This is a genomic window from Duganella sp. SG902, assembly GCF_013376005.1.
Lineage (GTDB): Bacteria > Pseudomonadota > Gammaproteobacteria > Burkholderiales > Burkholderiaceae_D > Rugamonas.
In genome coordinates this window covers 98,570-111,538 of the sequence record NZ_JABMJK010000011.1, presented here as the reverse complement: position 1 = coordinate 111,538, position 12,969 = coordinate 98,570, and the positions used below count along the sequence as shown (strand labels likewise).

Sequence of the window (12,969 nt, the reverse complement as noted above, 5' to 3'; positions counted from 1 at the left end):
AATGATATTTTACGCAACTTCTGTATCTGCAAAACAACGGGGTGCGAGTTTGCTGGAATTCGCCGTTGCGGCGGCCGTGATTGGCATTTTGATCTCGGTGTTGCTGCAGCGGCTATGGTACTACCAGGGCGAGGCGGAACTGCGTGCCGTAGAGATGACGGTCGCCAACGTGCGCACTGCCTTAGAAATGAAGGTGGTGGAAGCTAAATTGCCCGGCCGCAACCGCGATTTAACGTTTTTAGCCGAAGAAAATCCGTTCAATTTACTAAAAGATAAGCCGATCAATTATGTGGGGGAGTTCTTTCGCCCCAGTGACAGCGATATTGGCGCCGGTAATTGGTGCTTCGACCGGGCGGATAAAAGTCTGATTTATTTGTTAAATAATGGAAATTCTTTTAGAGATGCCCAATCGAAACGTTTGAAATTCAAGGTAAAATTATTTCGCTTGCCCCATAGCCCCGCCAAGCCGTCAGGCACACCCGCTACCGAAGGTGTGGCCTTTGAGCAAGTTAAGGACGCATCTTCTTAGACGATTTGGAGAAATACATGAACAAGCCAGCACTGACCGCAATGCGCAAACAAGCCCAAGGCGGCTTCACGCTGATCGAATTAATTGTGGTGATCGTGATCCTGGGCATCCTGGCCGCCACCGCCTTGCCACGCTTTTCCAGCTTGAGCGGCGACGCTCGCCTGGCCTCGATGAACGCCGCACGCGGCGCGCTGAGCTCGCTGGTCGCGGTAGCGCATGGACAAGCACTGATTAATCCTGCCCAAGCCGCAGCGAACGGGCTCAATTACGAAAACGTTAATGTACCCATTGTCAACACGTACCCGGCCGCCCATGCAAACACCGCTGACGCGGCCGGCTTGAACAATAATGATTATGTCGTGACTGTCAACGGCACCGTCATGACAATTCGTCCCGCAGCGCTTGAAGCAGGCACACAATGCACCCTGACCTACACTCAGACAGCAAATGCCAATGCCCAGCCAGCCATTGTGCTAAATGCCACCGCTGCAAACTGCAATAACTAATCTCTTGCAGGCGCTCGCCTGGAATTCTGGTGAACCGTACTGCATGCCGCTCCGTAGCCGGCTTCACGATTGTGGAGCTGGTTATGGTGCTGGTTATCATGGGCATCCTCGGCGCGATCGGTGTGTCGCGTTTCTGGGATAATTCGATCTTCCAGAACCGCGCCTACGCCGATCAGGCCCGCTCCATCATTCGCTACGCGCAAAAACTCGCCATCGCCCAGAACCGTCCGATCTTTGTCATCACGAATGGCAACAGCTTTGCCGTCTGCTCCGGCCCGGGCTGCGCCGCCAACGAACTGGTCACTGCGCCGGGTGGCGGTAACAGCGGCAGTGCCGCCACGCGCGCGCGCTGCCAATCCGGCGGCAGCTATAACGCGGCATGGCTGTGCGAAGGGCGTCCCGACAACGTGAACGTCGCCGCCAGCATCGACACTGGCGGGTTTTTCTATTTCGATGCCTTCGGTCGGCCCTACAATGCCGCCGATAACACGCCCGGCGTGTCCACTTTCAGGCAGCAACTGCTGCTGACCTTCAGTAGCGGCGGCAACAACAGCCAAATCATCATCTGGCCGGAAACGGGTTATGTGCAATAGCGCGCGCCGCCGCCAGCGAGGCCTGACTCTGATCGAGCTCATCATGTTTATGGTGATTGTCGGCGCGGCGGCGGCCGGGCTGCTGCAGATCATGAACATGGCCAACACCAACAGCACCGACCCGATCCGCCGCAAGCAAGCGCTGTTGATCGCGGAAGCTTACATGGAAGAAGTCCAGCAAGCGCAAATGAGCGTCTGCGACCCGGCCGATGCCAACGCAGCGACCGCCCTGAGATTCGCCGACTGCGCGGCCGCAGCCACCACTGAGAATAACTGGGGGCCTGAAGCCGGCAACGTGCGTCCCTTCGACAACATCAACGACTACGTTCCCGCCAATTACGTTGCAGGCACAGCGGTGCGCGCGTTTGCCGTCAACGACGGCACCAACCTGGTCGACCGTGACGTGGCCGGCAACGCGCTGGGCGCCAATGCTGTCGGTGGACTGCTGGCCAACAGCCCCATGTCTGGCATCACCACCACGCTGGCGCTGACTCCGGTCGCGCTGGGGCCGGCTGGCTCGCAGGTGCCTGCGGCCGATGCGCTGCAAATTACCATCACCGTTACCTACGGCGGCGGTACCAACGACGTGGTCACGCTGCAAGGCTACCGCAGCCGCTACGAGCCGAGGTCGCTATGAGGCGCCAACGCGGCTTCACGCTGGTCGAGGGCATCGTGGTGATGGTCGTCACCTCCATCCTCGCGGGCATCATGGTGCTGTTCATTCGCCGCCCGGTGCAAAGCTACATCGACAGCGCCGAGCGCGCCGACATGGCCGACGTGGCCGACATCGCCCTGCGTCGCATGACGCGCGAGCTGCACGGCGCCGTCCCCAACAGCATCCGCTGGCTGGAAGTTGGTGACACCACGCTGCTGGAATTCATCCCGACCAAGGCCGGCGGCGTCTACCTGTCGGAGGAAGATGCCGCCAGCGCGCCGCCGTCGGCAACGCCTCCGCAACCGCTGAGTTTTACTGATACCACCGCCACAGGTTTTGACATTGTCGGTCCCGTTCCGGCCGCACCGTACGCGATTACGCCCGGCGACTCCATCATTGTCTACAACTTGGGCAACGAAATTGTTGATGCCGATGCCTACTCTGACGGTAACGGCGACGCCAACGGTGTCAACCGCGGCATCGTCACGGTGATAGCCGGCAACCGCGTGTTTATCAGGGACCCGAACTGGCCATCGCCACCGCCATCGCCGCCGCCACCGCCATCGGCTGCGGCGAGGAACCCGTTTGCCGTTCCATTCACCAGGGGGCGTGTGGCCAACGTCTCGCCGGGCAAGCGCTTCATTGTAGCCACCGATCCGGTCACTTTTGCTTGTGTCAACGACACCGCAACAGGGCGCGGCACGCTCACGCGCATCTCGGACTACGGCTTCCTTCCCGTCCAGGTCGCTCCGCCGAACAACGCGTCCAGGGCGCTGATGGCCGCTAACGTCTATGCCTGCCGCTTCAGCGTCCAGCAGATGGCGAACCAGAACACGGCCCTGATCGGACTGTCGATCGCGCTGGCCCGCAGTAGTGCCGGCGCCAGCGCCAATGGCCTGGAGACCGTCACGCTCAGCCACCAAATTCACGTGGAAAACACGCCATGAGCGCCGTCCCTTACCAACGCCGCAGGTCGCACGGCGTCGCCATGCTGACCGCTATCTTCCTGCTGGTGGTGGTGGCCGGCCTGGGCGTGGCCGTGGTGACGCTGACGACCACTCAGCAGGCCGGCTCCGCCATGGATGTGCAAGGGCAGCGCGCCTATCAGGCGGCGCGCGCCGGCATCGAGTGGGGCTTGTACATGGCGCAGCGACCAGTGATTCAGAATCCGAATGACACGACTGTGACGCCGGTATGCCCGGCCACCGGCAGCTTTAATTTCCCCAACGCGACCACGCTGGCGAATTTCACCGTCACGGTGACCTGCCAGGCCACCGGCGGCCACCTGGTGATCCGCGCCACCGCGTGTAACCAGCCGGATGCTACAGGCAGCTGTCCGAACCCGGTGCGCGGTGCGGATTATGTGCAGCGCGTGATCACCGCGCAGCTTTAATGTCGCAACTGTGTGGAAATGTGTGTATTTTTGCGGAATCATTGCCAGTTTGTGCATGAAACAGTGCACAACTTGAATATAATCAATCATCTAGCGCGTAAACCTCGTGTGTTGATCTATGGGCTTGTTTAAAAGAGCTAAAAAAACCGATGGCTGGCTGACTGTCACTTTTCTGAGGGACGGCATCTGCGCGGGCCGCGTTCAGCGCAGGCGCGACGCCAAGGCTCTGGTGGAAGTGTCGAGCTTCTATCCATCGGACGCCAGCCTCTCGCCCGAGGCGCTCGACAAACTCAACAAGGATCAGAAGGCCGGCAGCTACAACTGCGGCACCATGCTCAACGGCGGCGAGTACCAGCTGTTGATGGTCGACGCGCCCAATGTGCCGCAAGACGAATTGAAAACCGCCGTGCGCTGGCGCTTGAAGGATATGCTGGACTTCCACGTCGACGACGCCACCATCGATGTGCTCGACATCCCCGTCGATCCCAGCAACGCCGCGCGCGGCCATTCCATGTTCGCCATCGCCGCCCGCAACGCGCTGATCCAGTCTCGCCAGGCGCTGTTCAGCGAAGCCAAGCTGGCGCTGACCGTGATCGATATCCCCGAGATGGCGCAACGGAACATCTCCGCGCTGCTGGAAACCGACGGCCGCGGCCTGGCCATGCTGTCGTTCGACGCCGACGGCGGCCTGCTGACCATCACCTACAAGGCCGAGCTTTACCTGTCGCGCCGCATCGACGTCACGCTGGCGCAATTGATGGAGCGCGATTCCGACCGCCAGCACGCCTGTTTCGACAAGATCACGCTGGAACTGCAACGCTCGCTCGACCACTTCGACCGCCAGTTCAGTTACGTGAACGTGCTCAAGCTGCTGCTGGCGCCGACCGGCGCCGAGGGTTTGCACGAGCACCTGGCCAGCAACCTGTACATGCCGGTGGAGGCGATGACGCTGGACGACGTGTTCGACCTCAGCAAGGCCCCCGAATTGCAGGACACCGCGCAGCAGCAGCGTTTCTTCCTGACGCTGGGCGCGGCGCTGCGGCATGAGGAGGTGCATCTGTGAGCCAGCAGATCAACCTGTTCAACCCCATCTTCCTCAAGCAGAAGAAGATTTTCACCGCCTTGCCGATGATGGAGGCGCTGGGCGTGATCGTGGCCGGCGCGCTGTTGTTGAACTGGTACGCCAGCCAGAGCGTGGCAGATCTGGAAAAGGAAGCAGCCGCCGGCAAGGTCGCGTTGGCCAAGCGCGAGCAGCGGCTGTTGCAGGCGAAGGCGCAGTTCGCGCCGCGCGCCAAGGACCCGGCGCTGGCCGCGCAGGTGGCCGAGGCCGAGGCGGAACTGAAGGCGCTGCACGACGTGTCGTCGGTGCTGCAGGGCGGGGCGCTGGGCAACACGGCCGGTTACGCCGAATACTTCCGTGCGTTTTCGCGCCAGAACGTCAGCGGCTTGTGGCTGACCGGCGTCAGCATCAACGGCGCCGGCAATGACATCGGCGTGCAAGGCCGCGCCATGCAGGCCACCCTGATTCCGAACTACATCAACCGCCTGACCGGTGAGCGCGTGATGCGCGGCAAGAGCTTCGCCAGCCTCGACATCGGGCGCCCACAGGCATCGGCCGAGACCTCGCCGTTCGTGGAGTTCAGCCTGCAATCGACTGCGCAGGAGGCGGCTAAATGAAACAGCAATTGCTGCAGCAATGGCTTAAGCTGAGCACCAAGCTGGACGCGATGACCTTGCGCGAGCGCGCCATGGTGTTCGCGGCGGTGGTGGCCGCTATCCTGTTCCTGCTGTACACGGTGTCGCTGGAGCCGCTGCTGAACAAGCAAAAGCTGCTGCGCGGCCAGATCAAGCAGCAGCAAAACCAGGTGGCCGGTATCGACCTCGAGATTTCCGCCATGGCGCAAGGCTTTATCGTCGACCCCGACGCGGCCACGCGGGAGAAGCTGCAAGCCGTGCGGCACGAGATCGACACCACCAGCTCCGGCCTGATGGCGGTGCAAAAAGGCCTGGTGGCGCCGAACAAGATCGCGCCCTTGCTGGAGCAACTGTTGCGCGGCAACGGCAAGCTGAAGCTGATGTCGATGAAAACCTTGCCGGTGGCCGGGCTGAACGAAGCGGTGCTGCCGGCTGAGCCCCCGCCGGCCGCAGCGCCCGCGCCGGCCAAGGTCGCGCCCAAGCCGCGCGAACTGTTGTACCGCCACGGCGTGGAAATCGTGCTGCAAGGAAGTTATCTCGACATGATCAGCTACATGGAGGCGCTGGAATCGCTGCCCGTGCAACTGTTTTGGGGCAAGGCCAGGCTGGATGCGCAGCAGTATCCCAATTCGCGCCTGACGCTGACCCTGTACACGCTGAGCCTGGATCAGAAATGGATGAAGCTATGAGGCGCCTGTTCTGCATGGTATTGCTGCTGGCCGACGCGGCCCATGCGCAACTGGTCGATCCGACCCAGCCACCGCCGGAGGCGCGCCTGACGCCGGGCGCGCAACCGGCGGCGCCGGCCGTGCCGCAGGGCCCGCGATTGCAATCGGTGCTGATCGGCTCGCACGGACGCCAGGTGGCGGTGATCGATGGCCAGACCGTGCGCAAGGGTGAGAAATTCAACGGCGCGGTGCTGGTGGAAGTGCGCAAGAACCAGGTCGTGCTGCAAAACGGCCGCAACAAGCAAGTGCTGACGCTGTTCCCCGAACCGTCGGCAAAATAAACGCGAAGAACGCTTATGCAAAACATCCTGACCATCGCCCTCGTCACGCTGCTGCTGGCCGGCTGCCAGACGCCGTCCACGCGCGACACCTATGACAAGATCACCAGCGAGGTGAACGGCGCCGCCGCCAAGCCGGCCGTCGTCACCCAGAACGATGCGGTGGCCAGCGCCTTGCTGCCGCCGGTGTCGCAGCTGGCCGACCAGCTGCCGAAGGCGCGCGCGGTGCTGGAGGAGCGCTTCAACGTGTCGTTCAACAACGTGCCGGTGCAGCAGTTCTACAATTCCATCGTGGCCGGCACGCGCTACAACATGCTGATCAACCCGGAGGTGACCGGCACCATCACCGCCAACCTGAAGGACGTGACGCTGTTCGAGGCGCTGGACGCGGTGCGCGAGCTGTATGGCTACGATTACAAGGTGGAGGGCACGCGCATCTACATCCGTCCGCTGACCATGCAGACCAAGATGTTCAAGATTAACTACCTGACGGCGATCCGCAAGGGTGGCTCCAGCCTGCGCGTGTCGTCCACCTCGGTGGCGAACGCCGGCGTCAGCAATAGCGGCGGCCAGAACAACGGTTCGTACAACAACAATAACGGCAACAACAACGGTAACAACAACGGCACCGATCCGAACAACCCCAGCGGCACCGGCACCAATACCCAGCGCGATTCCGCCAACGTCTCGACCCGGTCGGAAAGCGATTTCTGGCTGGAGTTGAAGACCGCGCTGGAAGCCCTGGTGGAGATCGGCAAGGATGGCCGCAGCGTCACCATCAGCCCGCAGTCGGGCGTGATCGTGATCCGCGCCATGCCGGACGAGCTGCGCAACGTGGACATGTATCTGAAGGCCACGCAGCTGTCGGTGGACCGTCAGGTGATCCTTGAGGCCAAGATTCTGGAAGTGGAGTTGAACAGCAACTTCCAGAGCGGCATCAACTGGGCGGCGTTCGGCAAGTTCGCGGCGGGCGGCAACAACCGCTTCTCGGCCGGCACGCTGCAGCCGGGCAGCACGCTGGGTCCGCTGGGCACGCCGCTGGCCAGCACCGGCAAGACCGCCATCACCAGCTCGCCCGGCAGCACGCTGGGCGCGGCCAGCGACGCGGTCGGCTCGCTGTTCGGCATGGCCTTCCAGACCAGTAATTTCGCCGCGCTGATTTCCTTCCTTGAAGGGCAGGGCACGGTGCATGTGTTGTCCAGCCCGCGCATCGCCACGCTGAACAACCAGAAGGCGCTGCTGAAGATCGGCACCGACGAGTTCTACGTGACCGGCGTCAGCACCACGACCACCACCAACTCCTCCGGCGGCGGCATCAGCACGCCGACCGTGACCTTGCAGCCGTTCTTCTCGGGCGTGGTGCTGGACGTGACGCCGCAGATCGACGAGGACGGCAACATCATCCTGCACGTGCACCCGTCGGTGAGCCAGGTGTCCACCGTCAACAAGGGCTTGAACCTGGGCTCGCTGGGCAATTTCAACCTGCCGCTGGCGGCGTCGTCGACGTCGGAAATGGATAGCATGGTGCGTGGCCAGAACGGCCAGGTGGTGGCGATTGGCGGCCTGATGCGCCAGGCCACGACCACCGACCGCTCGGGCGTGCCGGGCGCGAACAGCGTGCCGGTGCTGGGCGCGCTGTTCGGCAGCAAGAGCGAGGTGATCCAGAAACGCGAGCTGGTGGTGCTGATCAAGCCGACCGTGATTGAGTCGTCGTCGGACTGGAACCAGGACTTGCTCGATAGCGGCCGCCGCATGAAAGAGCTCGATCCGGGCCGCGCCAAGGGACGCAATTAATCATGTACAGCAAACACTTCGGCCTGCGCGAGGCGCCGTTCAGCATCACGCCGGATACCAGCTACTTCTTCACCAGCCCGCATTCGCAGGAGGCGTTGAACACCTTGCTGGTGGCGGCCAAGAGCGGCGAGGGCTTCATCAAGATCACCGGCGAAGTCGGCACCGGCAAGACGCTGTTGTGCCGCAAGTTCATCGCCACGGTGGGGCCGGATTTCGTGACGGCCTATATTCCGAATCCCTATCTCGAGCCACGCACCCTGATGCTGGCGCTGGCCGATGAGCTGGAGGTGCCGCTGGAGCGCGACGTCGACCAGCATCAGTTGCTGAAGTCGATCACGCATCGGCTGATGGATCTCGCGCGCGAGGGCAAGCAGGTCTTGCTGCTGCTGGACGAGGCGCAGGCGATCCCCACCGAGAGCCTGGAGGCGCTGCGCCTGCTGACCAACCTGGAAACCGAGAAGCGCAAGCTGTTGCAGATCGTGCTATTCGGCCAGCCGGAGCTGAACCAGCACTTGCAGGCGAACTCGATCCGCCAGCTGGCGCAGCGCATCACTTTCCATTATCACCTGGGGCCGCTGTCGCGCGACGACATCGAGTATTACCTCGCGCATCGCCTGCGCGTGGCGGGTTATGCGGGCGGGCGTTTGTTCAGCCGTGGCGCGATCGCGGGCTTGTACAAATCGAGCGGCGGCATTCCGCGTTTAGTGAATATCATGGCCAACAAGGCCCTGATGCTGTGCTACGGCGAGGGCAAGCAGCAGGTGACGCGCCGCCACGTCTCGCTGGCCGCCAGCGACACCGTGACCGGCGTGCGCGGCCGCCTGCGCTGGGCGTGGATGGCGGGTGGTGTGAGCCTGCTGATTGCCGCGTGCGGCCTGACTTGGGCGCTGACCAAATGAGCTTGATAAATAAAATGCTGCAGGACCTGGACGCGCGCGGTGGTGGCGCGTCGGCTGTGCATCAGGACGAGGTGAAGGCGGTGCCGGCCAGGGAGCGCGACCGGCGCCCATTGGTGCTGGGCGGGGTGGCGGCTGGCGTGCTGGTGCTGGCGGCCGGCGGATGGTATGGCTGGCACTGGTGGCAGGCGCGCAGCGCGCCGCCGCCCGCGCCGGTGGTGAGAGTGGTGGATAACCGCATTCCGATACAACCGCGCGTGCAGGAGCCGCCCGCCGCGAAGCCGGCCGCGCCGGCGAGCGCAGGGGAGGGCCGCAATGAGGCCGCCGCCGGCCCGGCGCCGAGCGACGCAACCAATGCCGCCGCGGTGGCGGGGGGCGCCACCAAGCACGGGGAGTCGGCCGTTGGCCACGATCGCGCGGCTCCGGCGCCGGACGCGGCTGGCGACGAAGCGCAGGCCAAGCGGAGCGCCCGCCGGGCTCGCGTGGCCGAGGCTGGGGAGGCCGACGCCGCGCCATCGCGCAAGGCGCGCGCGCCGGCCGACGCGTCGCCCGCCAGCGACGGCGTGGTGCTGCGCGAATTGACGCCCAAGCAGATGTCGGAGAACAGCTATCGCCGCGCGCTGGCGGCCTTGCAGGAGGGCCGCGTGAGCGCCGCGCTGGCGGACCTGGACAAGGCGGTCGAAGTCGATCCGCGCAATGACGCCGCGCGCCAGACCTATGTCAGCCTGCTGCTGGAAAACCGCCGCACCGACGACGCGATTCGCCAGCTACGTCTGGCGCTGGGCGTCGATCCGCGTCAGCCGGGACTGGCCATGGTGCTGGCGCGGCTGCAGCTGGAGAAGGGCGGTCCGGCGCTGGAGACGCTGTTGAAGTCGCTGCCATATGCTGACAACAATGCCGACTATCACGCGTTCCTGGCCGGCGTGCTGCAGCGCGAGCAGCGCCACAGCGAGGCGGCCGAGCATTATCGCCACGCGTTGCAACTGTCGCCGCAGAATGCCGTGTGGTGGATGGGGTTGGGTATCTCGTTGCAGGCCGAGCAGCACTTGCCGGAAGCGCGCGAAGCCTACAACCGCGCGCGCGCCAACCCGGGCCTGACGCCGGAGCTGCGCAGCTTCATCGAACGCAAGATCGAACAGCTATCCCGCTAACGTCGTTCCGGCGGAGGCCGGAACCCATAGAACGCGTGCTTCAACACAGCGCATCCGTTCCATGGATACCCGCTTTCGCCGGTATGACGGTCAGAGGCTGGCTTGCGCGCCCCAGATCTGCTTCATGCTGAAGCGGATCGACGCCTGATCCTCGCTCAGCGACTCGGCGATGCAGCAATCTCCATCCCCGGTACGCCGCTGCATGGCCGGCGACAATACCGCCCCGGCCGGATCGCGCAGGCAGTGAATGCCGCGTCCTTCGCCGCCCGAGAACCGCTGGCTGACCACGCCAATCTCGCCACTGGTCAGACGCACCACGCACCCCGGCGGATAATCGCCCAGCTCGCGCTGGAAATACTGCACCAGCAGCGGATCCACCGGCGCCGCCTTATCCTCGATCAGATTGCGCAACGCCAGCCGTGGCGGCAGCGAGCGGCGGTAATTACGCGCCGACACCTGCGCGCAGTAACGGTCCGCCAGGCTCAACAGCTTGGCGTTCAAGGTCACCTCCGGGCTGGCGATGCCGGCCGGATAACCGCTGCCGTCATCATTCTCATGGTGCATCAGCACGCAGGAAATCCAGTCGTCGTCCTGCACGCCCACGCAGCGCAGCATGTCCACGCTTTCCTCCGGGTGACGGCGCACGATGGCCATCTCCTCGCTGGTGAGCGGGGTGTTCTTGTTCTGGAACGTCTCGTGATGGCGCAGCATGCCCACGTTCATGGTCAGCGCGGCGGCCGTCACGGTCAGCGTGTTGCCCGCGTCCAGCTGCATCGCGCGCGCGATCACCACCGTCACCACGGCCGTCTCGATGCAATGGCGCACGGCGTAGGTGCCGTTGATCTGGCTGAGGAAAATGCAGGCCAGCGCCACGTCCGGATTGAGCTCCACCGCCTGCACCACCTGGCGCGCGATATCGCGGATCTCGCGCTCGGCGTTGTGTTCGTTGCGCAGATTGTGGAGCAGGCGCTCCAGCTCGCGGTTGCACAGGTTCAGCTGATGCAGCACCGACGGCGTGGGTTCCGCAAACGCCGGCGCCTCCAGCGGCGATTGCAGTTGATTAGTCTCGGACATTTTGTGATCCCGATCTACACTTTGCCCAGCCGCTCCAATGCGAGTGCCAGGGTCTCATCTTTTTTGGCAAAGCAGAAGCGCACGATGCCGGACTCCTTGCCTTGCTGGTAAAACGCCGATACGGGTATCGCCGCCACCTTGATTTCGGTGGTCAGCCACTCCGCGAATTCGGCCTCTGTCTGTGTTGAGATTTTATCGTACCGCACGCATTGGAAGTAGGTGCCGTCGGCCGGCAGCAACTCGAAACGCGTATTTTTCAAACCGTCGCGGAACAGATCGCGCTTGCGCTGGTAGAACGCCGGCAGTTCCAGGTAGGGCTTGGGATCGGCCATGTAGCTGGCGATCCCGTGCTGCATCGGCGTGTTCACGCTGAAGACGTTGTACTGGTGGACCTTGCGGAACTCCGCCATCAACGGCGCGGGCGCGGCCACGTAGCCGATCTTCCAGCCGGTAACGTGATAAGTCTTGCCAAAGCTGGACACCACGAAGGCGCGCGCCGCCAGCTCGGGATAGCGGCTCACCGATTCGTGCTGGTGGCCGTCGTAGACCATGTGTTCGTACACTTCGTCCGACAGGATCAGGATGTCGGTGCCACGCACGATGTCGCTCAGCGCCTGCATGTCGGCGGCGCGCAGCACGGTGCTGGTCGGGTTGTGCGGCGTGTTGATGATGATCAGGCGCGTCTTGCCGGTGACGGCGGCGGCCACCTTGGCCCACGGCACGGTGTAGCCATTGGCGCCGACTTCCATTTCGACCGCCACCGGCACGCCGCCGGCCAGCGTAATCGCCGGCACGTAGCTGTCGTAGACCGGCTCGATGACGATCACTTCGTCGCCCGGATGGACGCAGCAAAAAATCGCCGTGGTCAGCGCCTGGGTGGCGCCGGCGGTGACGGTGATCTCGCTGTCAACGTTGTACTGGTGGCCGTAAATCGCCGCGATCTTGGCGACGATGGCCTGGCGCAGCACCGGCGCGCCGCTCATCATCGGATACTGGTTGAAATCGGCCTGCATGGCGTCGTTGACGGCATTCAGCAGGCTGCGCTCGCAGCCGAAGTCCGGGAATCCCTGTCCCAGGTTGACGGCGCCGGCTTGCGCGGCCAGCGTGGACATGCGGGTGAACACAGTGGTGCCAACCGCCGGCAGGCGGGTGGTCAGGGCAGGCGTCAGCGGGAGATCGGTGCGGCTGTTCATGGTGGCTTTGTAGTGGACGGTTAGCTTATTCTAGCGCAATCCACTTCTCCGGTAGCATCACCTTGAACATGCCTTCGCGCGCCAGGCGACGGGCCAGTTTCAGCAGCGCTTTATCTTTCGTGATCAGCACCTCGGCGCCGGCGTCACGGGCGATTTCCAGGAACTTTTGGTCAGCCTTGTCGCTGCAGACCGGCAGCTTGACGCCGGATTCGGGCGGTGCCACCACCTTGATCATCTGGTCGAAACGGGCGGCGGCCAATGGGCGGCTGTCATCATCCAGCGGCAGGTGTTTGTAGTGCAGCACGATGTTGTATTCGTCGCGGCAATCGGCGCGGGTGACGGCTTCGATTTCGCCGCTTTCGATCGCGTTCACCAGCTTGGCCCAGCGCGGATCGTTGAACACGAACAGGTCGAGGCAAACGTTGGTGTCGATAACGACTTTCTTTGGAACAGGTATCATGTGGGGTAGTTATGTGAAAATGTT

General features: G+C 63.4%; 16 protein-coding genes. 13 read left to right on the top strand and 3 right to left on the bottom strand.

Translation table 11 applies throughout. From position 1 onward, the window contains the following. Position 1 precedes the first annotated feature (1 nt). From FHW83_RS21795 to FHW83_RS21735, 13 genes are all read left to right on the top strand, one after another. Complete coding sequence (locus tag FHW83_RS21795) at positions 2-529, top strand: type II secretion system protein (RefSeq protein ID WP_176648457.1); 528 nt, start codon at positions 2-4, stop codon at positions 527-529. A gap of 17 nt (positions 530-546) precedes the next feature. Next, on the top strand, positions 547-1,035 hold the full coding sequence (locus tag FHW83_RS31170) for a type II secretion system protein (protein ID WP_304506231.1): 489 nt from the start codon (positions 547-549) through the stop codon (positions 1,033-1,035). Between the two features lie 29 nt (positions 1,036-1,064). Beyond that, positions 1,065-1,628: a prepilin-type N-terminal cleavage/methylation domain-containing protein gene (locus tag FHW83_RS21785; protein ID WP_176648456.1), complete on the top strand. Its 564-nt coding sequence runs from the start codon at positions 1,065-1,067 to the stop codon at positions 1,626-1,628. Further along, positions 1,618-2,265 (top strand): type II secretion system protein, encoded by a 648-nt coding sequence (locus FHW83_RS21780; protein ID WP_176648455.1) that lies wholly within the window; start codon positions 1,618-1,620, stop codon positions 2,263-2,265. Before FHW83_RS21785 ends, FHW83_RS21780 begins: the two co-directional genes overlap by 11 nt. Further along, on the top strand, positions 2,262-3,230 hold the full coding sequence (locus FHW83_RS21775; RefSeq protein ID WP_176648454.1) for a type II secretion system protein: 969 nt from the start codon (positions 2,262-2,264) through the stop codon (positions 3,228-3,230). Before FHW83_RS21780 ends, FHW83_RS21775 begins: the two co-directional genes overlap by 4 nt. Then, a complete protein-coding gene (locus FHW83_RS21770; protein ID WP_176648453.1) occupies positions 3,227-3,676 on the top strand; it encodes an agglutinin biogenesis protein MshP in 450 nt (149 codons plus the stop codon). Before FHW83_RS21775 ends, FHW83_RS21770 begins: the two co-directional genes overlap by 4 nt. 118 nt (positions 3,677-3,794) lie before the next feature. Further along, on the top strand, positions 3,795-4,739 hold the full coding sequence (gene pilM, locus FHW83_RS21765) for a type IV pilus biogenesis protein PilM (RefSeq protein WP_176648452.1): 945 nt from the start codon (positions 3,795-3,797) through the stop codon (positions 4,737-4,739). Beyond that, on the top strand, positions 4,736-5,353 hold the full coding sequence (locus FHW83_RS21760) for a hypothetical protein (protein ID WP_176648451.1): 618 nt from the start codon (positions 4,736-4,738) through the stop codon (positions 5,351-5,353). The genes pilM and FHW83_RS21760 overlap by 4 nt, the downstream gene beginning before the upstream one ends. Next, entirely contained in the window at positions 5,350-6,060 is a 711-nt protein-coding gene (locus FHW83_RS21755) for a hypothetical protein (RefSeq protein ID WP_176648450.1), read from the top strand. The genes FHW83_RS21760 and FHW83_RS21755 overlap by 4 nt, the downstream gene beginning before the upstream one ends. Then, a complete protein-coding gene (locus FHW83_RS21750) occupies positions 6,045-6,380 on the top strand; it encodes a hypothetical protein (protein ID WP_176648449.1) in 336 nt (111 codons plus the stop codon). Before FHW83_RS21755 ends, FHW83_RS21750 begins: the two co-directional genes overlap by 16 nt. Before the next feature lie 15 nt (positions 6,381-6,395). Beyond that, positions 6,396-8,171 (top strand): pilus (MSHA type) biogenesis protein MshL, encoded by a 1,776-nt coding sequence (mshL, locus tag FHW83_RS21745; RefSeq protein WP_176648448.1) that lies wholly within the window; start codon positions 6,396-6,398, stop codon positions 8,169-8,171. 2 nt (positions 8,172-8,173) lie between these two features. Beyond that, a complete protein-coding gene (locus tag FHW83_RS21740) occupies positions 8,174-9,070 on the top strand; it encodes an ExeA family protein (RefSeq protein WP_176648447.1) in 897 nt (298 codons plus the stop codon). Continuing rightward, entirely contained in the window at positions 9,067-10,218 is a 1,152-nt protein-coding gene (locus tag FHW83_RS21735; RefSeq protein WP_176648446.1) for a tetratricopeptide repeat protein, read from the top strand. Before FHW83_RS21740 ends, FHW83_RS21735 begins: the two co-directional genes overlap by 4 nt. 90 nt (positions 10,219-10,308) lie before the next feature. On the opposite strand, the gene FHW83_RS21730 is transcribed toward FHW83_RS21735, so the two are convergent. Genes FHW83_RS21730 through FHW83_RS21720 form a run of 3 tightly spaced genes read right to left on the bottom strand, consistent with a single transcriptional unit; the run spans position 10,309 to position 12,945 of the window. Next, a complete protein-coding gene (locus FHW83_RS21730; RefSeq protein WP_176648445.1) occupies positions 10,309-11,292 on the bottom strand; it encodes an HD-GYP domain-containing protein in 984 nt (327 codons plus the stop codon). Between the two features lie 14 nt (positions 11,293-11,306). Continuing rightward, positions 11,307-12,485, bottom strand: coding sequence for a pyridoxal phosphate-dependent aminotransferase (locus FHW83_RS21725; RefSeq protein WP_176648444.1), 1,179 nt, complete (start codon positions 12,483-12,485; stop codon positions 11,307-11,309). Positions 12,486-12,510: 25 nt separating this feature from the next. Beyond that, positions 12,511-12,945, bottom strand: a complete 435-nt coding sequence (locus FHW83_RS21720) for a putative toxin-antitoxin system toxin component, PIN family (RefSeq protein WP_176648443.1) — start codon at positions 12,943-12,945, stop codon at positions 12,511-12,513. Positions 12,946-12,969 lie beyond the last annotated feature (24 nt).

Excerpts from the sequence above, each read along its gene's own strand:
- FHW83_RS21795 (WP_176648457.1), top strand. The coding sequence starts at position 2 with ATGATATTTTACGCAACTTCTGTATCTGCAAAACAACGGGGTGCGAGT.
- FHW83_RS31170 (WP_304506231.1), top strand. The coding sequence starts at position 547 with ATGAACAAGCCAGCACTGACCGCAATGCGCAAACAAGCCCAAGGCGGC.
- FHW83_RS21780 (WP_176648455.1), top strand. The coding sequence starts at position 1,618 with ATGTGCAATAGCGCGCGCCGCCGCCAGCGAGGCCTGACTCTGATCGAG.
- FHW83_RS21775 (WP_176648454.1), top strand. The coding sequence starts at position 2,262 with ATGAGGCGCCAACGCGGCTTCACGCTGGTCGAGGGCATCGTGGTGATG.
- FHW83_RS21770 (WP_176648453.1), top strand. The coding sequence starts at position 3,227 with ATGAGCGCCGTCCCTTACCAACGCCGCAGGTCGCACGGCGTCGCCATG.
- pilM (WP_176648452.1), top strand. The coding sequence starts at position 3,795 with ATGGGCTTGTTTAAAAGAGCTAAAAAAACCGATGGCTGGCTGACTGTC.
- FHW83_RS21755 (WP_176648450.1), top strand. The coding sequence starts at position 5,350 with ATGAAACAGCAATTGCTGCAGCAATGGCTTAAGCTGAGCACCAAGCTG.
- FHW83_RS21750 (WP_176648449.1), top strand. The coding sequence starts at position 6,045 with ATGGATGAAGCTATGAGGCGCCTGTTCTGCATGGTATTGCTGCTGGCC.
- mshL (WP_176648448.1), top strand. The coding sequence starts at position 6,396 with ATGCAAAACATCCTGACCATCGCCCTCGTCACGCTGCTGCTGGCCGGC.
- FHW83_RS21740 (WP_176648447.1), top strand. The coding sequence starts at position 8,174 with ATGTACAGCAAACACTTCGGCCTGCGCGAGGCGCCGTTCAGCATCACG.
- FHW83_RS21735 (WP_176648446.1), top strand. The coding sequence starts at position 9,067 with ATGAGCTTGATAAATAAAATGCTGCAGGACCTGGACGCGCGCGGTGGT.
- FHW83_RS21730 (WP_176648445.1), bottom strand. The coding sequence starts at position 11,292 with ATGTCCGAGACTAATCAACTGCAATCGCCGCTGGAGGCGCCGGCGTTT.
- FHW83_RS21725 (WP_176648444.1), bottom strand. The coding sequence starts at position 12,485 with ATGAACAGCCGCACCGATCTCCCGCTGACGCCTGCCCTGACCACCCGC.
- FHW83_RS21720 (WP_176648443.1), bottom strand. The coding sequence starts at position 12,945 with ATGATACCTGTTCCAAAGAAAGTCGTTATCGACACCAACGTTTGCCTC.